This window comes from Ruminococcus flavefaciens ND2009 (genome assembly GCF_000621785.1).
In the GTDB taxonomy this organism is placed as follows: Bacteria; Bacillota; Clostridia; order Oscillospirales; family Ruminococcaceae; genus Ruminococcus; species Ruminococcus flavefaciens_C.
Genome location: NZ_KK211347.1, coordinates 393,377 through 411,869 on the forward strand (window position 1 = coordinate 393,377; position 18,493 = coordinate 411,869).

An 18,493-nucleotide genomic window follows, 5' to 3' on the forward strand; every position below is an offset into this window, starting at 1 on the left:
GGAGCTTTTAAATTCGTTGTTGTGAGTTTAATGTTGAGAAATAACTCTCAACTTTCCACTTTCACCTCTCAACTGTTATTACTTTTCAAGAGTTCCGTGTGAAAGCGACTTCAGGTAAGCATTGATAAAGCCGTCGATGTCGCCGTCCATAACAGCCTGTATATTGCCGTTTTCAAAGCCTGTACGGGTGTCCTTTACGAGGGTGTAGGGCATGAATACATATGAGCGTATCTGTGAGCCCCATGCGATCTGGTTCTGGACGCCCTTGATGTCCTCGATCTTTTCGAGGTGCTCGCGCTCCTTGATCTCAACAAGCTTTGAACGGAGCATCTTCATGGCGTAGTCCTTATTCTGGTACTGGCTTCGCTGAGTCTGGCAGGAAACAACGATACCTGTGGGCTTATGGATAAGACGTACAGCAGAGCTGGTCTTGTTTACCTTCTGGCCGCCTGCACCGCTTGAACGGTAAACCTCCATTTCAATGTCCTCGGGACGGATGTCTACTTCAATGGAATCATCAAGCTCGGGCATTACTTCCAGAGCTGCAAATGAAGTGTGGCGGCGTCCCTGCGCATCAAAGGGAGATACACGGACAAGTCTGTGAACGCCTGACTCGGACTTCATGTAGCCGTAGGCATTTTCGCCTTCAATGAGGATAGAAGCGGACTTCATACCTGCTTCGTCGCCGTCGAGATAGTCAAGGAGCTCCACCTTGAACTCGTGGCGCTCAGCCCAGCGGTTGTACATACGGTAGAGCATTTCTGCCCAGTCCTGAGCCTCTGTACCGCCTGCACCTGCGTGGAAAGTGAGGATAGCGTTGGCGTTGTCGTACTCGCCGGTGAGGAGAGTAGCCAGCTTTTCGTCCTCAAGCTTGGTCTTGAAGGCTTCCGACTCCTTCTTTATCTCCTCGATGTCGCTTTCATCGTCAGCCTCGATAGAGAGCTCGATGAGAGTGATTATATCTTCGAGGTTCTCGTTGAGCTGGTTGTACTTCTCGATCTTCTTCTCAAGGGACTTCTGCTCCTTGAGAACCTTCTGGGAGTTTTCGAGGTCGTCCCAGAAGCCCTCCTTGGCAGTCTCCTCGCCAAGCTCCTCAACGCGCTTTTTTGCAGCTTCTATATTCAGAACGTCAGCAAGCTCCGCCATTTCCTTGCGGTAGCCTGTCATTTCGACTCTGAGTTCGTCAAGTATGATCATAGTTTCAAATCCTTTCAAACATAGATACATATATTATAACACAGTTTTTCGCGGAGTGCAAGGGGAAAAAGAGAATTTTTCGCAGCTTTTTGCAGGGCAGCGTCCGCTGATATAAACATCGCCACGATACGGACGGTATAATTGAATTGTTACCGGCAGACTTATATTATCTGCCCATATTACTCACTTTTCCCTTGACAAACGGGAATTTATCGTGTATAATAGGATAGTATTCAAAGGCGATGATGAAGAGGAGTACGCAGGAGACCTGATTTTCAGAGAGCTGCCGCAGGGTGAAAGGCAGTATGAGGGGCTTGCGGAAGTAGCTTCGGAGCTTCGCGTGCCAACGGCTTTGCTCAGTAGTATGCGGCGTGATCCTCACGTTACAGGGGAAGAAGCTAAGCGGCTTCGCAGAGTGCGGGAGAATTCCCGAATTCAGGTGGTAACACGGACTTTAGTTCGCCCTGGACCTATAACGGTTCAGGGCGTTTTTAATTCATAATGCATAATTATTAATGCATAATTGAATGTGTCAGCTTCGCTGACAAATCTGAATTATTCTGCTTTGTACTGTTAAAATATATCGCCGTAAGGCGATACCGCCAATTATGAATTATGCATTATGCATTATGAATTGACTGAAAGGAAGATCAAGAATGGCAAAGGAACTTGCAAAGGCATACGATCCCAAGGACTTTGAGGACCGAATTTATGCCGCATGGAATGAAAAGGGCTGCTTCCGCGCAGAGGCTGACCCCAAGAAGACACCCTATACAATAGTTATCCCCCCTCCGAACATCACAGGACAGCTCCACATGGGACACGCTCTTGATGAGACTCTCCAGGATATTCTTATCCGCTGGAAGAGAATGAGCGGCTACAGCGCACTGTGGCTCCCCGGTACAGATCACGCTGCTATCGCGACCGAGGCTAAGATCGTTGAGGCTATGCGCAAGGAAGGCGTTACCAAGGAGGACCTGGGACGCGAGGGCTTCATGAAGCGCGCATGGGAGTGGAAGAAGCAGTACGGCGGCCGTATCGTTGAGCAGCTCAAGAAGCTTGGCTCATCATGCGACTGGTCAAGAGAGCGCTTCACCATGGACGAGGGCTGCTCAAAGGCAGTTAAGGAAGTCTTCATCAAGTACTACGAAAAAGGGCTCATTTACAGAGGCGAGCGTATAATCAACTGGTGCCCCAAGTGTAAGACCTCACTTTCAGACGCTGAGGTTACTTACGAGGATCAGGCAGGCCATTTCTGGCATCTCCGATATAAGATCAAGGACTCTGACGGCTATCTGGAGCTTGCTACCACTCGTCCCGAGACTCTCCTGGGCGATACAGCTGTTGCTGTAAATCCCAAGGACGAGCGCTATACAGACCTGGTCGGCAAGACAGTTATCCTGCCTATCGTTCACCGTGAGATACCCATTGTTGCCGATGATTATGTTGAGATGGACTTCGGTACAGGTGTCGTTAAGATCACACCTGCTCACGACCCCAACGACTTCGAGGTAGGTCTCCGTCATAACCTGCCCGTTATCAACGTAATGAACGACGACGCCACCATCGTTGACGACTATCCCGCATATGCAGGTATGGACCGCTATGAGGCAAGAAAGAAGATAGTTGAGGACCTGGAAAAGGAAGGCGCTCTCGTTAAGATAGAGGAATACAGCCATAACGTCGGAACCTGCTATCGCTGCGGAACTACCGTAGAGCCCAAGGTCTCCACACAGTGGTTCGTAAAGATGAAGCCCCTCGCAGAGCCTGCTATAAAGGCTGTAAAGAACGGCGATACAAAGTTCGTTCCCGAGCGTTTTGACAAGATATATTTCCACTGGCTTGAAAATATCAAGGACTGGTGTATCTCCCGTCAGATCTGGTGGGGACATCAGATACCTGCATTCTACTGCGACGAGTGCGGCGAGATGGTTGTTACCAAGGAGAGCAGCGCAGTTTGTCCCAAGTGCGGCAAGCCCATGAGACAGGATCCCGATACTCTTGATACATGGTTCAGCTCTGCGCTCTGGCCCTTCTCCACACTGGGCTGGCCCGAGAACACAGAGGACCTGAAGTACTTCTACCCCACAAATACTCTCGTAACAGGCTATGACATCATTTTCTTCTGGGTAATCAGAATGATGTTCAGCGGTCTTGAGAACATGGGCAAGGTTCCCTTTGACACAGTTCTCATACACGGACTTGTCCGCGATTCACAGGGACGCAAGATGTCCAAGTCACTGGGCAACGGTATCGATCCCCTTGAGGTCATCAACGAGTATGGTGCAGACGCACTGAGATTTATGCTGGCAACAGGCAACTCACCCGGAAACGATATGCGTTATATCGACGACAAGGTAAAGGCTGCAAGAAACTTCGCAAACAAGCTCTGGAACGCTTCACGTTTCATCATGATGAACCTTCCCGAGGACTTCGAGTTCAAGGGACTTCCCGATGAGCTTGAGCTTGAGGACAAGTGGCTGGTGAACAAGTTCAATCAGCTGGCTAAGGAAGTGGGCGAGAATCTCGACAGATACGAGCTGGGCGTTGCTTCACAGAAGATCTACGACTTTATCTGGGACGTTTACTGCGACTGGTATATCGAGCTGACAAAGCCCCGTATCCAGGCAGGCGGCGAGACTATGGCAAAGGCACAGGCAGTTCTGGTATGGGCAATGCAGGGAATGCTGAAGCTCCTTCACCCCTTCATGCCTTTCATCACTGAGGAGATCTGGCAGGTGCTCAATAACGAGAAGTCCATGATAATCCTGGAGACCTATCCTACCTACGATCCTGCTATAGACTTCACAGCAGAGGAGAAGGACTTTGAGAAGATAATCTCTGCTATCAAGGCAGTCCGCAACGTCCGCACAGAAATGAACGTACCTCCGTCGGTAAAGGCAAAGCTCTTCATCGAGACTGCCGACAAGGCACTGTTCGATTCATGCTCACTGTTCTTCGAGAAGCTGGCATCTGCTTCCGCAGTAGAAACAGGGGACAAGTTCGATATTCCCGATTCTGCCAACGCAGTAACCGATACCGCACGTATCTTCATTCCTATGGACGAGCTCGTTGACAAGGAGAAGGAGATCGCCCGTCTCGAAAAGGAGAAGGCAAAGGTACAGAAGGACATCGATTTCCTCAGCGGAAAGCTTAATAATCAGGGCTTTATCGCTAAGGCTCCCGCACAGCTCATTGAGGCTGAAAAGGCAAAGCTTGCAAAGGCAGAGGAGAAGATGGCAAAGATCGAGCAGTCTATCGCTGCATTCAGGAAGTGATCGCTTTCGCGCAAGTGCATATAAAAACAATAAGCTCCCCGTTTTTCGGGGAGCTTATCTTATATTAAAATGAAGAAGTGAAAAATGAAAAACTTATTCTGCGTCTTCATCGGGGGCAAGGAAATCGGGGACATCTATCTTACCTGACTTGCTCTTCTTTGAAGACTTTTCTGTGGCCTCCTCTTCAGACTCCTCAGCCTCGTCAGCTTTCTCAGCTTCCTCGGGCTCGTTCTCTTCCTCAGACTTGGCGTTCTTATTTTTCTTAGCCCCGGTAGTTTCTTCCTCGGGCTCTTCCTCGTTCTCGGGGTCCTCATACTCCTGCTCGTCGAGAGTTACCTTTACAGTCTTTTCATCGCCGTTTCTGATGATAGTCAGCTCGAACTCTTCGCCTGCGGAGTGCTTGTTCTTCTTTGCAACAAGCTCTGCTGTTGTAGTTACCTTCTCGCCGTCAGCCTCAACGATGATGTCGCCTTCCTCAAGACCTGCCTTGTCAGCGGCACTGTCCTCGTTGATCTGCTTGATCATTACGCCAACAGGGAGATTGTACATCTCAGCAGCAGCCTCGGATATAGCCTGACAGCTGATGCCCAGCTGGGGCTTGCCTGTAACGTGACCGTACTTCATTATATCGTCAATGATAGCAGCAGCCTCGTTGGAGGGGATAGCAAAGCCGAGACCCTCGATAGAAGCCTCCGATGAACCGTAGGATGAGGACATCTTTGAGGAGTTGATACCGATTACCTGACCGTACTTGTTGATAAGGGGACCGCCGGAGTTTCCTGAGTTGATAGCGGTGTCGGTCTGGATAAGGTTCATAGCCTTGTCGTTGATAGTGATGTCACGGTCAAGACCTGAGATCATACCGCCTGTAACGGTGTTCCTGAGCTCAAAGCCGAGAGGGTTGCCGATGGCGATGACCGATTCACCGAGCTGGAGCTCGTCGCTGTTGCCGAATTCAGCAGGTGTAAGACCTGTTTCGTCTATTTTCAGGACTGCCAGATCAAGGTCTACATCATAGCCTATGACCTCAGCTTCGTAGGTCTCGTCGTCACCAAGGAGAACATTTACTTCCTTTGCAAGACCTGCGCCGTATTCGCTGTCATAGATAACGTGAGCGTTTGTAACGATATAGCCGTTTTCTGTTACCACAACGCCTGTACCTGTGCCCTTGTATATGTTGGTCTGAGGAGCAGATTCGCCGAAGTCATATCCGCCGAAGCCTCCGAAACCGCCGAAACCAAAATTGAAGAAATCATCGGGGATAGCGGACTGGCTCTGCATTGTTACCTCAAATGAAGACTCGATACCTACAACAGAGGGGAGCACCTTCTTTACGATCTCCTCATTTGTAAGAGCCTTGCCGTCTGATTCAACGGGCTCGATGATGCTGATGTTCTGAGCGATGATCGAGGAATCTGTGTCCTTTGTGCTCTTGAGGACTGTCTTCTCCTCTTCTTCTGTAACAGCAGCACGGTTGAAGTTCTCGCCTGCGAAGTAGCGGTATGTACCGATAGAGCCTGCGGATACAACTGCCATAGCCATTACCAGAGCAGCTGCCTTGAGACCTGTATGCTTCTTAGGTTTCTTGGGAGAGTTGCCTCCGTCAGTGCTGAAGCCCTGATAGTTGTTTCCGTTTCCCTCGGGGGTTGTATTGTTATTGTATGTGTAATTGTACTCATTCATGATGATCACTTTTCCTTTCAGATTATCTCTCTGAGGTTCTCCCTCAGCCTGTGATTATATTATATTGGGGCTATGTGAAATAAGTTTGCGGTAATTGTATCGTTTTAAGGAAGCTTTTGTGTAATTTTTTTCACATTGGAGCCCCTTATGTGAAAACTTTGTTAAACAGTCACCGAAAATGCCTTGAAATAATGATATTCCCCCTCTTGCATTCTTCCTTAATGTGTGATATAATAAAAACATTATATATTAAGGAAAGGAATTATATGGACAGTTCAGACATATGGAAGATAGTTCTGGTCATAGCGATGATGGTGTTTTCCGCAGTATTTTCGGGTACCGAGACCGCCTATTCCAGCGTCAACAAGCTCCGCCTCAAGAACTATGAGGCACAGGGCAGCAAAAAGGCGAAAAAGGCGCTGAAGCTGGCTAACCGCTTCGACGAGGTGCTGACGGCGGTGCTTATCGGAAACAATATCGTGAACATCGCCACATCATCTGTAAGCACTATCTTATTTATAAGTATAATGGGCAGCAAGGGCGCTGCGGTATCAACTATCGTTATCACGGTACTGGTGCTGGTATTCTGCGAGGTGCTGCCTAAGTCCTACGCCAAGAAGAACGCGGAGAAGCTGGCGCTTGCCTTTGCGGGACCTCTCTCCGTACTGGTAACTGTGTTCAAGCCCTTCGTGTGGCTGCTCAACAAGCTATCATCGGCAATATCCAAGGGCGATGAGGCTCCCAGCGTTACCGAGGACGAGCTGAAGTACATGATCGACGAGATCGAGGAGCAGGGCGTTATCGAGGAGCAGGAGAGCGAGCTGGTGAAGAGCGCTCTGGAGTTCGACGAGATAAACGTCAACGAGATACTCATTCCCCGTGTAAAGGTAGTGGGAGTGGAGCTGGGCTCAACTATCGACGAGATAAAGGAGCTTTTCAGCACCGAGATGTACTCCCGTCTTCCCGTTTATGAAAAGAGCCTGGACAATATCCGCGGTATCATCACCAACAAGGCATTCTTCAAAATGCTGGTGGAGGGCGGAAATGACATAACCTCCATCATACAGGAGGTGCCGCACATAGCCGATACCAAGCTAATCAGCGAAGCAATGCGTGATATGCAGCGCTCAAAGGTCCACCTTGCGGTAGTCATCGACCAGTACGGCGGCACCAAGGGCATTGTCACTCTTGAGGACATAATTGAGGAGCTTGTAGGCGAGATCTACGACGAGGACGATGAGATCGAGACCAATATTATGATGATAGCTCCCGATAAATACGAGGTGGCAGGAGACATGAGCATAAGTGATATGCTTGAAATGCTGGATCTTGACGAGGACATGATAACCACTGACTATACTTCCGTAGGCGGCTGGGTCACCGATGTAATGGAGCATATCCCCGAGGCAGGAGAGACTGCCGAGAGCGGTATTTTCCGCATCACAGCTGCCGAGGTCAACGAGCAGACCGTAGAAAAGGTTATAATCGAGGTACTTCCCACCGATGAAGATGAGGAAGACGACGAGGACGATGATGAATAGTATAAATCAAAATTTAGCGCATACGCGAAAAATTGGAAATGTAGGGGACGGCGTCCTCGACGTCCCACGAAATGCATTACACGCCTAACGGGACGCCGAGGGCGGCGTCCCCTACACATATAAATTCTGATTTATCATATTAACCGAATAAACATAATGCCCCTGAGCGTTACAAAAGCGCTCAGGGGCAATTTTTTAGTTTCGGGAGCTTGTTATTCTACCGTGCCCTCGCTTCTGCCGATAGTGAGGACGAAGCCCTTGTTGATGGGCATTATGCCGTTGGGGTCAACGGTCTTCACAGTGTTGTCGGGAAGCTTAACGCTCCAGGTGTTCTGTGTCAGGTTGCGGAGAGCGTGCTTGCTGGGATCCTTCTTGTTGCGGACCACCTCGCCGATGATCTTGTGGAAGTCTCCCTCGGTGTCGCTTGCCATGCCGTCATAGAGCTTTGCGCCGCCGAATGCAGGGAGCTCAAAGCGCTTGAACTTTATACTCTCTGTGCAGGTAAGCTGACCGCCGCAGTACATACAGTTCACGGAATACTTGGGAGCGATAAATGTCTCCTTGCCGCAGTGAGGGCATGGAACGGTCTCGCTTCTCAGCTTCACGAAGGCGTCCAGCCAGGTCATTTCGATAACGCGGTCATAGGGCGGCTTCACGGAGCTCTTGCCGAAGGACTGAATAAACAGATCGCGGATATAGTCTGGGTATATCTTCCAGAAGCGGAGAGTATTTGTGTTCAGCTGGTTATTTGCGGCGTTTCTGTCGTCCTCGGGGTCGAGAACGAAAACCGGATCGCTGCCGTAGAACTTCTTCTCCAGCTCGGGAGTCATGCAGGGAGGCGTTGAGTACTTGCCCTCCAGAGGGTGCTCGATAAAGAGCATACGGAACAGGATAACAGCCAGTGAGAAGCGGTCTGAGCGCTTGTCGGGAGCACCGCCGAGAACTACCTCGGGCGCCATGTAGCGCTGTTTGCCTGCGATACCGAAGTTTACACCGCGCTCGGAAACATTGTCGTTGTCACAGATGAGCACATCGCCGTTCTGCGGATCGATGAAGAAGTTTCCGTTATTCAGGTCCTGATAGCTGTAGCCGTCATTGTGGAGTGCGCGGAAGCCCTCGATGATGTTGATAGCGGCGTTGCAGCGGGCGGTGATATTGGCGAAGCTTGCCTTCATTCGGCGTGTCTTGGGGTCCCACAGGAGGAAGCGTGTCAGCTCCTCAAAGCCCTTGGGACGGAGTGGCATGATATAGCCGAAGCTGCCGTCTATCCAGTCGGAGAGCTCCTCGGGCCAGAGGAAATTCTTGGTGGGAGCACCCTTCTTTATGTTTGCCTTGAGATTTTCGTAGAACTCCTGGGGATTCTTCATCTTGTCGATGGTGGACTTATGGTACCATTTAAGTGCCATTTCCTTTCCGCCGCACTCGACTCTGTAGACGTTTCCCTGTCCGCCTCCGCCGAGAAACTCCAGTATAGTGAAGGTGGAATTATAGATAGTTCTGCCTTTGTAGCCTACTTTAAGTTCTGCCATAGTCGACTCCTTTCATAGTCCCTATATGAGCACAGGCGGAGTTGTCCGCCTGATACTGTCACTGATTTGAAAATTCTTCGTTCTGTGGAAGTCCCTGAGTTGCAGCCTCGGTCTCCGCAGGTTCCGATACATATGTTGCAGCTTCCTCTGCCTGAGCATTTTCGGCGGGTGCAACCGCCGCAGGCTGTCCCTGAGAAACTGTATTTGCACAGAGCCATTCGCACCATGTTGCATAGTATTTACCGAGTACGTGTATTCCGTCACTGGTGTAGTCGGCGGTAAGTGCGCCTGTTTCATCGTCGAATACGCTGTTGATGTCGATGTAGTAAGTATGTACGCCGTCTGCCATTTCGCTCATACGTGAGTTGAGCATATTCAGTCTCTCGTTTGAGATGAGAGTGGTCTCGGCAGCAGGTGTGACGTGGAGGTTGCCCTCGATGTATATGATAGCGTCGGGCTGTACCTCGCGGATACCGTCGATGAGCTGTCTGTAGGCGGAAACTGTTCGTTCGATGTCATTGCCTACTTCGTTTATGCCAAGCATAACGTATATCTTGCCGTAGGGCTTTGCATTGAGAGCGCCCCAGACGGTGCTGCCATCAATTGTGGTCTCATTGATCTTGTAAGCCGAAAGACCGATGTCGCAGAAATAATCCGCATTTTTCAGCGTTCCGTAGTCCCTCAGACCAACTGTACGGGAGTCACCGATGAACAGGGCGTCATCAAAGTATTCCGGACCGCTCTGTACAAAGGTGCCCTTTACAGGCTCGGGAGCAGCAGTAGCTGCCTCGGTGGCGGTAGCGGTCTCGCCCTCGGAAGTGGGCTGAGTCTCCTTGGGAGCCTCGGTAGTGCCCTCGCTGTCCTCAGCGGCAGGCTGAGTGCTGATAACGGGAGCCTTTGCAGCTGCCTTCTGCTGCTTTATATCGCTGTTTTCCCAGATCTTTCTGAACATGATCGGCGATGCGACAACGCAGGTGAACAGCAGTATGATCGTATATAAGCCTTTTTTTAAATTATTCACTTTTGTATCTCCTTAGAATCTGAAATACATGAACGGGTCGTCCATGCCTCTGTACATACAGTAGACAGAAAAACCAAATACAGCCAGAAGCGCCAATACAGTCACGATGGAGTTCTTCATCTTCTTGTAGACTGCTTCGGGTATCCTTGTGGAGAAGATCAGTCCTGCGGCGAAATACTTCCAGTACTTGTGCCAGTAATGAACGTAGTCCTTGTCCATTATAAAGGCTGTCTTCTGGGGCAGGAACGGGAGAAGTCTCTTGAAGTAGATCCCCAGCTCGTGGAAGTCCGTAACTGCAAAGAGGAGCCAGGTCACAGGGATAATGAGTATCATATATGCGTGGCCGATGATCTTGTGCTCGTTGAAGAACTTGCCTGTCCAGTATTTTTCAGTCATTATGATAGCGAAGAGCACCAGTCCCCAGAGTACGAAGTTCCAGCTTGCGCCGTGCCAGAGACCTGTGAACAGCCATACTACAAGGGTATTGAAGAACAGTCTTCCGGGACCCTTACGGTTGCCGCCCAGCGGTATGTAGACATAGTCCTTGAACCATGTGCCCAGGGTCATGTGCCAGCGTCTCCAGAACTCGGTCATGGTGACTGACATATAGGGGTGGTCGAAGTTCCTCGGAAGCTCGAAGCCCATTATCTTTCCGAGACCTATCGCCATGAGGGAATAGCCGCAGAAGTCAAAATAGAGCTGGAAGGAATAAGCAACAATGCCCATCCATGCCAGGGGAGAGGATATGCTCTCAAAGCCTACCATGGAAATATCGCTCCAGAGTCCGCCCACCTGATTTGCGATGAGGACCTTGTAGCCCAGACCGATTGTGAAGGTCTTGAGACCGTCCTCAACCTTAGCTAAGGTGTGTTTACGGCTCTTGAGTTCCTTTGCTACATGGTCATAGGTAACGATAGGACCTGCGATGAGCTGTGGGAACATACTGATGTATGCACCGTAATTTATCAGATTCTTTTCAGCCTTTGCCTTGCCCTTGTATACGTCAGCGATGTAGGAGACGTTCTGGAAGGTATAGAAGCTGATACCGATGGGGAGGATAATATTCTTTACTGTAAGGCTCTGGTGGAATATCGCATTGATGTTCTCGGTGCCGAAGGTCCAGTACTTGAAGAATATGAGCCACCAGAAGTTGAAGGCGACGCCGAAAAAGAGCCAGAGCTTTTTCGCGTGCTTGCTGTTTTCGATGAACTGACCAACAATGAAGTTGACCAGGTTGGTCAGCAGGAAAAGAACTATATAGACCAGCTTTCCCACGCCGAGGCCGTAGAATATGACGCTTCCTGCCAGTATGACAAGATTCTGGTACTGGAGGCGGTTGGAGGAGTAGGCGAGCAGCAGAAGTATCGCCACACAGCCTATGAAGATACAGATGCTCTTTACGTTCCTGTAGGTAGGCATACTGAACAGATAGTAAGCTGTGGCAGCAGCGCCTACGATGATCAGCGCGCATCGGAACCGCTTTTCGGGAGCGTTGTTTGATTCATATATCAGTAACAGCACAGAGGCTAAGTATATCAGTATGGGGAGCGGTCTGAAGAGCCGCATCACCATGAACATATCTATGCCGACAATAATGGCGGATACTACCACTACAGGATTGCGGTATTTTTTTTCGGAAGCCGTATAGAATATCAGAAAAACAGGCAAGAAAATGAAAATAAATTTCAAGCTGCTGAAAACCAAATATATCACCCTTTAGTTATATCATTTGCGCTTTTATATGTGATTTGATAAATTAGACTAATCTGCGGAAAATAGCATTATTCAAACTCATACATTATTATTTTACACGTTTGTTTTTTAATTGTCAATAGCTTTGGAATAATGTAGCAATTTGTTGCAAAAGCACATATATTCAAGAGGCTTTTCTGCATTTTTCAACAAAGGGAACAGCTTGCTCCACAAGAAAAAAGTCCCCCGTGCAGAACGCTCGGGGGACAGTTTCTTATATTTCCGTAACAAATGGTGTTATGAGTATCATTATCATGCACACAGGGCAGATGAACTTTATCATAACATTGTAGAGGAGCTTTGAGCGGAACTTCTTCTCGCCCAGCATTACTTCTTCCTCTACATACTTTGTCTTTACGGCATAGCCGATGAGTATGCAGGTGAGGAATGCCAGTATCGGCATCATGATGTTGTTGGTGGTGAAGTCGAAGAGGTCCAGTATCTGCATACCGAAGAGCTTGAACTCAGACCACACGCTGAAGCCGAGAACGGACAGCATACCAAGGATAAGTGTCATGATGATGACAGCGATACAGCTCTTTGACCTGCTGAGCCCGAACTTTTCCATAACTACTGCAACTACGGTCTCCATAAGAGAGATGGATGAGGTCAGAGCAGCAAGGGCTACCAGAATGAAAAATGCGGTACCGATGACCTGTCCCGCAGGCATAGCTGCGAAAACCTTGGGAAGGGTGATGAACATGAGTCCCGGACCTGCGTTCAGCGCGGACTCATCTCCGCCGGAGAATGCAAATACCGCAGGAACGATTATCATGCCTGCAAGGAATGCAACGAGTGTGTCGAAAACCTCTATCTGGCGGACAGAGCTCTCAAGGGAGTCCTCCTTGCGCATATATGAGCCGTAGGTTACCATGATGCCCATTGCCAGCGACATTGAGTAGAACAGCTGTCCGCAGGCAGCGGCTATGGTGCGCAGGAACTTGGATACGGTAAAGCCTGTCAGGTCGGGGAGCAGGTAATATTTAAGACCGTCTCCTGCACCGTCAAGGGTGAGGGTGTAGACTGCAATGCCGATTATGAGAACCAGCAGTACAGGCATGAGGAACTTGCTTACCTTTTCGATGCCCTTTTCAACTCCGAAGAAAACTACCAGAGCGGTCAGGAGCACATATATAACAAAGAATACGGTTGGCTCACCCAGAAGTCCGATAAAGTGCTCGAAGAAGGTGAGGTTTGTGTCGGGGGCTGAGGTGGCATATGAAGCTACGGAAGCCTCTTTGCCGCCGCCCGTGATAAAGACGGTCATGTATTTAAGTACCCAGCCGCCGATAACGCAGTAATAGGGGAGTATCAGGGCAGGTATCACCGCCGCCAGTATTCCCAGGGGCGAGAAGCGCTTGTCCACAGCTTTATAGGCACCGATAACGCTCTTGCCTGTTCTTCTGCCGATGGCGATTTCGGTGAGCATAAGTGCAAAGCCGAAGGTTATGGCGAATATAAGGTATACCAGCAGGAACACTCCTCCGCCGTATTTAGCGGCAAGGTAGGGGAAACGCCAGATGTTTCCAAGACCTACCGCTGAGCCTGCCGCAGCGAGTACAAAGCCTATTTTTGAGCCGAAGCCTCCTCTTGATGAGGCGGTCTTTTCTTTTTCCATTGTTAATACAGTCCTTTCAAGTGTCTTTTCGTGATGCAATACAAAATAATTATATCACTGCGCGAAGAAATAATCAATATGTATTTTTGTGCTGAAAAAGCATTTAAATACATACTTTTCATGATCAGCGGTCTGCGTTTCCTGCAAAAAAAGGAACGGCGGATCGCCGTTCCTTTTGGGTCAATATTCACTGTGTACTTATCACTCGATCTCTGCCTGCTGCTTTGCAGCTGTGAGGGTGTTCTTCATGAGCATTGCGATAGTCATGGGACCTACGCCGCCGGGAACAGGAGTGATGAAGGAAGCCTTCTTCTCAGCGGACTCAAACTCAACATCGCCGCAGAGCTTGCCGTTGTCAAGGCGGTTCATGCCCACGTCGATGACAACTGCGCCTTCCTTTATCATGTCGCCTGTCACGAAGTTAGCGCGTCCGATAGCTACAACGAGAATATCAGCGCCGAGACAGATCTCCTTGAGGTTCTTGGTCTTTGAGTGGCAGATTGTAACTGTTCCGTTCTTCTGGAGCAGGAGCATTGCCTGAGGCTTGCCAACGATATTGCTTCTTCCGATAACAACGCACTGCTTGCCTGTTATGTCTGTGCCTGTGCTCTCGATAAGGCGCATAACGCCTGCGGGAGTGCAGGGGAGGAAGGAGTATTCGCCGATCATGATCTTTCCCACGTTGATGGGGTGGAATGCATCAACATCCTTGTCGGGTGAGATAGCGTTGATAACTGCCTTCTCGTCGATGTGCTTTGGCAGGGGAAGCTGAACGAGTATGCCGTTTACCCTGTCATCGCGGTTGAGAACGTTTACCAGATCAAGGAGCTGCTCCTGAGTTGTAGACTCGTCCAGTGCATACTCATAGGACTGGAAGCCTACTGCCTCACAAGCCTTCTTCTTGTTGTTTACATAAACTCTTGAAGCGGGATCATTGCCTACGATAACTACTGCAAGTCCTACCTTGAGACCCTTTTCGTCCCTGAGCTTAGCTGTTTCCTCTGCGACCTCAGCCTTTACTGCTGCTGAGACTGCCTTTCCGTCGATTATCTGTGCCATTTATTTATCCTCCTTATCATCATCGGACTCATGGTCCTCTGTATCATCGTCTTCTTCGTCGTCCTCGTCTTCATCATCATCGTCGTCATCGTCTTTGATGAGTAAGGGCTCGTCGTCATCATCATCTTCATCTTCGTCATCGTCATCATCGTCACCGAGAATAGAGCTTTCAAGCTCGTCCTCGTCGAAGTCGTCGTCGTCATCGTTGAAGATGTCAAGATCATCGTCGTCATCATCGCCGCCTGCCTTGGCGTCCTCCTTGGAGAGACCCATGCGCTTTCTGCGGGTCTCCTCGATGAGACGGTGGGATTCCTCTGTATTTGCATAGAGCACAAAGCTCTCGGGATCGCGCTTTCTTCTGATGAAGAATATTATCTGGAGTATAACGGAAACTACGAATATTACGGCTGCAAGTGCCTGTGATACGCGGATATTACCCAGCATAAGGCTGTCTGTGCGGAGCCCCTCCACCAGGAAGCGCTCTGCGCCGTACCATGTGAGGTACATGAGGAATATTTGTCCGTCGTACTTTCTTCTCTTTGACCAGAATGACAGTATGACAAATCCAAGCAGACACCAGATCGACTCGTATAAGAAGCAGGGGTGAACCGGCTTCTCCCAAAGCATTTCCAGACCGTTCTTGTACATATCTCCGCCAACGCTCATGCCGTCGGAAATAGTGCGCTGGATAGTGCCGCCTGTCATACCCAGGAAGGAGGCGGTGTTTGTGCCGAAAGCCTCCTGATTGAAGAAGTTGCCCCAGCGTCCTACGCCCTGACCTATCAGGAAGCCCAGGGAGACAACGTCAAGCATGGGCAGGGCTTTTACCTTGCGTATGCGGGCTATGATGTAGCCTATCAGTATTCCGCCGATTATTCCGCCGAAAATGGCAAGTCCGCCGTTTCGGGTGTTTATTATCGCTTTCCAGTCCCATTTGTATTCGTCCCAGCGCATGAGTACATAGTATATCCTTGCGCCGATTATTCCGCCGATAACGCCGCCGATGATAACATCAATGGCTCTGTCAGAGTCCAGACCGAAGCGCTTCATCTTGGGCAGTACATAGATAAGGGCGAGTATCAGTCCGATAGTGATGATGATACCGTACCACTGTATATCAAAGCCGAATATGGAGAAGGCGGTGGGGTCGATGTGGAATTTCCAGCCCAGCTCGGGAAATTGTATTTCGTGTGGTTCTAAGAATGTTGTTCCGTTCATGGGGTCATGCCTCCTTTGTAATTACCGACAGTACAGACCTGTCGGGGCGCAGTTCTCTGCGCATATAATCTATGACATCGTCACAGGTAAGGTCCGAGAGGACCTCGATAGTATCATAGGGACCAACGCTGTCCATATGAGCGTTGAGCATAAGGTTTGCAACGGCTTCCACATTATTGAGACCGCGTATCATCATACCGTAGGCGGTCTTTTTTATCCTCTGGAAGTCCTTCTCCCTGATACCCTCATTTATGAGCCGGTCTATCTCCTCGAAAAGTGCATCTCTTACCTCGCGCGGGCGGTCCGACTCTCCTGAGAAGTACACGGTGAAATAGCCGCTTCCGTAGAAGACCTCACCGTCAAAGGTGGAGTTGATCGTCTCCTCCTTGAGAAGTCTCTCACACATGGGGAGAGCGGGATCTGTGAGGAGAGCCGCGGCAGTAGATGCGGCAGCAACGTCCCTGAGTCTCTGTTCGCCGTCGCTCGGAGTACACTTGTAGCCGAACTGGAAAATGGAAGCTCCCACAGGCTGCTTTTCGGTGATCTCAGAGGTGACTATCTCATCGGGCTCGTCGGGGAATACTGTCTCCAGACCCTTGTCCTCGCTGGGTCTAAGGCACCGGTCGCATATCTCCAGGACCTTGTCGGCACTGATGTTGCCTGCGATGGAGAGCACCATGTTATTGAGGTTATAGAAGGTGTCATAGCACTTGTAGAGCAGGTCTGCGTCTATATGTGATATGCTTTCCTCGGTGCCTGCGATGTCTGTCTTTATGGGGTGGTTGTGGTACATACCCCTGAGCATATTGAAGAACACCCGCCATTCGGGATTATCGTTGGTCATTTTTATCTCCTGACCGATTATGCCCATTTCCTTGTCCACGTTTTCCTTGGTGAAGTAGGGCTTCTGCACGAAGTCAAGGAGTATTTCCAGGTTCTCCTCATAGTTCTTGGAGCAGCTGAACAGATAGCAGGTCTTGTCGAAAGAGGTAAAGGCGTTGCATGAGGCGCCTGTTCTTGCGTAGAGCTCGAAAACTCCGCAGTCTTCGTTCTCGAAGAGCTTGTGCTCAAGGAAGTGAGCTATGCCCTCGGGGACAGTGGTGTAGTCACTGTCGGCGGCATTCCTGAATATATTGTTCACAGAGCCGTACTTTGTGCCGATGAGGGCTTCTATGCTGCTGAAGTCGTTCATCTCGCTGATATAGATGTCAAGTCCGCTGCTGTGCTTTACGTGTATGCAGCTGTCGCCTGTACGGGCACTGGTGAGTATTTCCTTCTTCATTCAGCCTGCACCTCCTTGTTGAGCATGAGGTAAATGCTGTCTAATTCAAGTGACTTTGCAGCCTCTATCATTCGCTCCTTTGTGACCTCCTCAAATCTTCGGAAGTGCTCCTCGGGAGTTATGGTCTCGCCGTCACAGAAGCAGTCAAGATACCAGCCGATGTAGGAGCTCGGGGTATCGCCCACCTGTAGCACCGCATTGTCCAGCGCCATGAGAGCGCCCTGTATCTCGTCGTCGGTGATATTGCCCTTCTTTATCTCCTCCAGCTGAGCCATTATCTCCGCCTTTGCCTTTTCGATATTGCTGCGCTCAACGCCCAGGTCAACGAAGAATGAGCCCTTTACCGACACAGAGCGGCTTGAGCAGTAATAGCAGAGGCTCATCTTCTCGCGGACATTGAGGAAGAGCTTTGAAAAGGGGAGCTCACCGTAGATTATGCTGAGCATTTTCAGTGCGTATCTGTCGTCTGAGTCGGTCTTGAAGGCAAGCACTGCCTTGCACTGATTAACGTCGAATTCCTCGGAAAGGGTCTCCACCTCGGCTTTAAGAGGACTGTGATTGCGCATGGACACGGTCTTTGGCTGACGGTCGATGCTGCTGAAGCTTGTGCGGAACATCTCCGCGAAGCTGTCGTCCTCCTCGGGGGAGACGTAATATATCTCTATCTGAGCTGTTTTCAGAAGCTCACTGTATGCTCGGTAGACCTCCTCGGGGTCCGCGGAGAGAGCTGCCTCTCTGCTGCCGTAGCCCGTACATTCCGCAGGCTCGCCTCTGTAAGCCAGCTTTTCAGCCTGTTCAAGGGCATAGCTGCGCTTCTGGTTGAGCTCGCCGTCGATACGGTCTATGAGGTCTTTCTTGACCATGGCGAAGGACTTTTCATCGAAGGCGCCATTTTCGGCATTGGGATTGAAAAGGCAGTCCCTGATAAGCCGCCGCATCTCGCCGCCTATGTCCTCGCCGTCGATGGCGTAGCGGTTGTCCAGCCAGGATGCCCGCAGCCCAAGTATCTGCGCATCGCCCTTCTTCCGTGCGGAGGAGCCCAGCCCTGCACCGTAAAGCTCCGAGAGCTTTTCACTGAGAGCAGCGTAGGTCTTGTAGGTGCTGCTGGAAACGGTGAGTATGCTTGCTGCAAGATTGTTTGCAGCGGCGGTCTTGTCGCTCAGCTCTGTCAGGAAGTATATCGCCAGGGAACAGGTCTTGAATTTCTTGTCGACCATAGTATTGAAGCCGATACTATCGCCCAGTTCAGACCTTTTGTATATCATCAGGTCAACACTCCTATCTAAAAAGCTATACATCATATTATAACACACTT

12 protein-coding genes and 1 other annotated feature are annotated in these 18,493 nt (G+C 50.0%); of the genes, 2 read left to right on the forward strand and 10 right to left on the reverse strand.

Annotation, left to right across the window (positions count from 1 at the left end; translation table 11 throughout):
• Positions 1 to 78: 78 nt before the first annotated feature.
• Positions 79 to 1,197, reverse strand: coding sequence for a peptide chain release factor 2 (gene prfB / locus T488_RS0112115; protein ID WP_028521030.1), 1,119 nt, complete (start codon positions 1,195 to 1,197; stop codon positions 79 to 81).
• 233 nt (positions 1,198 to 1,430) lie between these two features.
• Positions 1,431 to 1,667: a binding site (T-box leader), on the forward strand.
• A gap of 186 nt (positions 1,668 to 1,853) precedes the next feature.
• Here prfB and T488_RS0112125 point away from each other — a divergent pair.
• Complete coding sequence (locus T488_RS0112125) at positions 1,854 to 4,475, forward strand: valine--tRNA ligase (protein ID WP_028521032.1); 2,622 nt, start codon at positions 1,854 to 1,856, stop codon at positions 4,473 to 4,475.
• A 93-nt stretch (positions 4,476 to 4,568) separates the two neighbouring features.
• Here the strand turns inward: T488_RS0112125 and T488_RS0112130 are convergent, their stop codons facing one another.
• Positions 4,569 to 6,158, reverse strand: a complete 1,590-nt coding sequence (locus tag T488_RS0112130; protein ID WP_028521033.1) for a S1C family serine protease — start codon at positions 6,156 to 6,158, stop codon at positions 4,569 to 4,571.
• Positions 6,159 to 6,424: 266 nt separating this feature from the next.
• Between T488_RS0112130 and T488_RS0112135 the strand changes: the two genes are divergently transcribed.
• Positions 6,425 to 7,699, forward strand: coding sequence for a hemolysin family protein (locus T488_RS0112135; RefSeq protein WP_028521034.1), 1,275 nt, complete (start codon positions 6,425 to 6,427; stop codon positions 7,697 to 7,699).
• Between the two features lie 212 nt (positions 7,700 to 7,911).
• Here the strand turns inward: T488_RS0112135 and T488_RS0112140 are convergent, their stop codons facing one another.
• From T488_RS0112140 to yfmF, 8 genes are all read right to left on the reverse strand, one after another.
• Positions 7,912 to 9,228 (reverse strand): protein kinase domain-containing protein, encoded by a 1,317-nt coding sequence (locus T488_RS0112140; RefSeq protein WP_028521035.1) that lies wholly within the window; start codon positions 9,226 to 9,228, stop codon positions 7,912 to 7,914.
• 58 nt (positions 9,229 to 9,286) lie between these two features.
• Positions 9,287 to 10,249 (reverse strand): GDSL-type esterase/lipase family protein, encoded by a 963-nt coding sequence (locus tag T488_RS18915; RefSeq protein WP_051536452.1) that lies wholly within the window; start codon positions 10,247 to 10,249, stop codon positions 9,287 to 9,289.
• Between the two features lie 12 nt (positions 10,250 to 10,261).
• Positions 10,262 to 11,917 carry an MBOAT family O-acyltransferase gene (locus T488_RS0112150; RefSeq protein ID WP_242838339.1) on the reverse strand — a complete coding sequence of 552 codons (1,656 nt, stop codon included), beginning with the start codon at positions 11,915 to 11,917 and terminating at the stop codon, positions 10,262 to 10,264.
• 298 nt (positions 11,918 to 12,215) lie between these two features.
• Positions 12,216 to 13,619 (reverse strand): sodium-dependent transporter, encoded by a 1,404-nt coding sequence (locus tag T488_RS0112155; RefSeq protein WP_028521037.1) that lies wholly within the window; start codon positions 13,617 to 13,619, stop codon positions 12,216 to 12,218.
• 201 nt (positions 13,620 to 13,820) lie between these two features.
• Positions 13,821 to 14,678, reverse strand: coding sequence for a bifunctional methylenetetrahydrofolate dehydrogenase/methenyltetrahydrofolate cyclohydrolase FolD (gene folD / locus T488_RS0112160; RefSeq protein WP_028521038.1), 858 nt, complete (start codon positions 14,676 to 14,678; stop codon positions 13,821 to 13,823).
• Positions 14,679 to 15,896 carry a prolipoprotein diacylglyceryl transferase gene (gene lgt, locus T488_RS0112165; protein WP_028521039.1) on the reverse strand — a complete coding sequence of 406 codons (1,218 nt, stop codon included), beginning with the start codon at positions 15,894 to 15,896 and terminating at the stop codon, positions 14,679 to 14,681.
• A gap of 4 nt (positions 15,897 to 15,900) precedes the next feature.
• Positions 15,901 to 17,178, reverse strand: coding sequence for an EF-P 5-aminopentanol modification-associated protein YfmH (gene yfmH / locus T488_RS0112170; protein WP_028521040.1), 1,278 nt, complete (start codon positions 17,176 to 17,178; stop codon positions 15,901 to 15,903).
• On the reverse strand, positions 17,175 to 18,443 hold the full coding sequence (gene yfmF / locus T488_RS0112175) for an EF-P 5-aminopentanol modification-associated protein YfmF (RefSeq protein ID WP_028521041.1): 1,269 nt from the start codon (positions 18,441 to 18,443) through the stop codon (positions 17,175 to 17,177). The genes yfmH and yfmF overlap by 4 nt, the downstream gene beginning before the upstream one ends.
• Positions 18,444 to 18,493 lie beyond the last annotated feature (50 nt).